Below are 1,148 nucleotides of genomic sequence, written 5' to 3'. Positions count from 1 at the left end.
CAGCTGCGAGATAGTTGTCGGGGCACTTGTCGTATCGTGTGGCAATGCCGCGGAAGTGTTTGATTCGGTTGAAGAAGCGCTCGACGAGATTGCGTTGGCGATAGACCCAGCCCGAAAAGGCGAAGCGTTGCTTGCGATTGGATCGCGAGGGGATGTTTGCCCAAGCGTTCTTGCTGGCGGCGGCTTCACGGATGGCATTGCTGTCATATCCCTTATCGGCCAGCAATGTGGCGCCTTCGGGCATGGCCTCAAGTAGGGCTTCCGCTTCCTGGCTGTCGTGGACCTGCCCGCCGGTCAGTCGCAGAGCAACGGGACGACCGTCAGCATCAACGAGTGCATGGATCTTGCTCGTGAGGCCGCCTCGGGAACGTCCCATGCCACGATCACCGGCTCCCCCTTTTTACCTGTCGCACCATGCTGGTGGACGCGGACACAGGTGGAGTCGATCATTACAATTTCGCCCTCGAAGGCGGCGGAAACCGTAGCGAGGAGCCGATCCCACACCCCGGCCTTGCGCCAGCGGACGAACCGGTTGTAGCAGGTCGTCGAAGGGCCATAGCGCTCGGGTATTTCCGCCCAAGGCGAGCCGGTGCGGAACCGCCAGAGAATGCCGTTCAATACCCGCCGGTCATCAACACGAGGAACGCCGCGCGGTTTGTTCGGCAGCAGTGGCTCGATAATCGCCCATTCCCTGTCGGTAAGTTCGTATCGCCGCCGTGCCATCAAGCCTCCATCTCAATGGAGACGCTGAATCACGTCAGCCTCAAAACCTCAACCATTTCGAACTTGGCTTAGTCCAGCCGCTCCATTCGGCCGTTCGAGAAGTAGCCGATGCTTCTATCGCTAAGTTCACCGCGCACGCGCGATGTGAGAGCAAGGCCATCGGCATCCAATGCAGCCACGTCGTTGACGGGAAAACCTGCAAAATGGGCGTCTTCATACCTTTTCTGCCAAGCAGCTAAATCCGCAGCCAGTTGTGCAGACAGACCTATGGCATCGGGCGTGACATATCCGCCCGCAGCCACATCACGCACGCCCGTACCCGAAAGCATGCCATCGATAAGAAGGTCGGTCGTCATTGGACCAAGCTAGCTCGTCGCCCGCGCTGTCCGCAACATCTCATCTCGCTTTATGAGTTTGCGGCCTAG

The 1,148-nt window shown here is 59.1% G+C and carries 2 protein-coding genes; both read right to left on the bottom strand.

Going from position 1 to position 1,148, the window contains the following annotated elements; genetic code table 11:
- A protein-coding gene (locus B2G71_RS23555; RefSeq protein WP_098109093.1) for an IS5 family transposase occupies positions 1–723 on the bottom strand; the annotation gives its coding sequence in 2 pieces (ribosomal slippage) (positions 1–390 and positions 390–723; 724 coding nt annotated over the 2 pieces). This gene is flagged as partial in the annotation.
- Positions 724–791: 68 nt separating this feature from the next.
- A complete protein-coding gene (locus B2G71_RS23550) occupies positions 792–1,079 on the bottom strand; it encodes a hypothetical protein (protein ID WP_098109092.1) in 288 nt (95 codons plus the stop codon).
- Between the last annotated feature and the right edge of the window lie 69 nt (positions 1,080–1,148).

Source organism: Novosphingobium sp. PC22D (assembly GCF_002556635.1).
In the GTDB taxonomy this organism is placed as follows: domain Bacteria; phylum Pseudomonadota; class Alphaproteobacteria; order Sphingomonadales; family Sphingomonadaceae; genus Novosphingobium.
Note: the sequence above shows the minus strand (reverse complement) of the source record. Positions and strands in the feature narration are given on the sequence as shown.

Bases quoted from the DNA above. Each gene is read 5' to 3' on its own strand.
- B2G71_RS23550 (WP_098109092.1), bottom strand. From the start codon at position 1,079: ATGACGACCGACCTTCTTATCGATGGCATGCTTTCGGGTACGGGCGTG.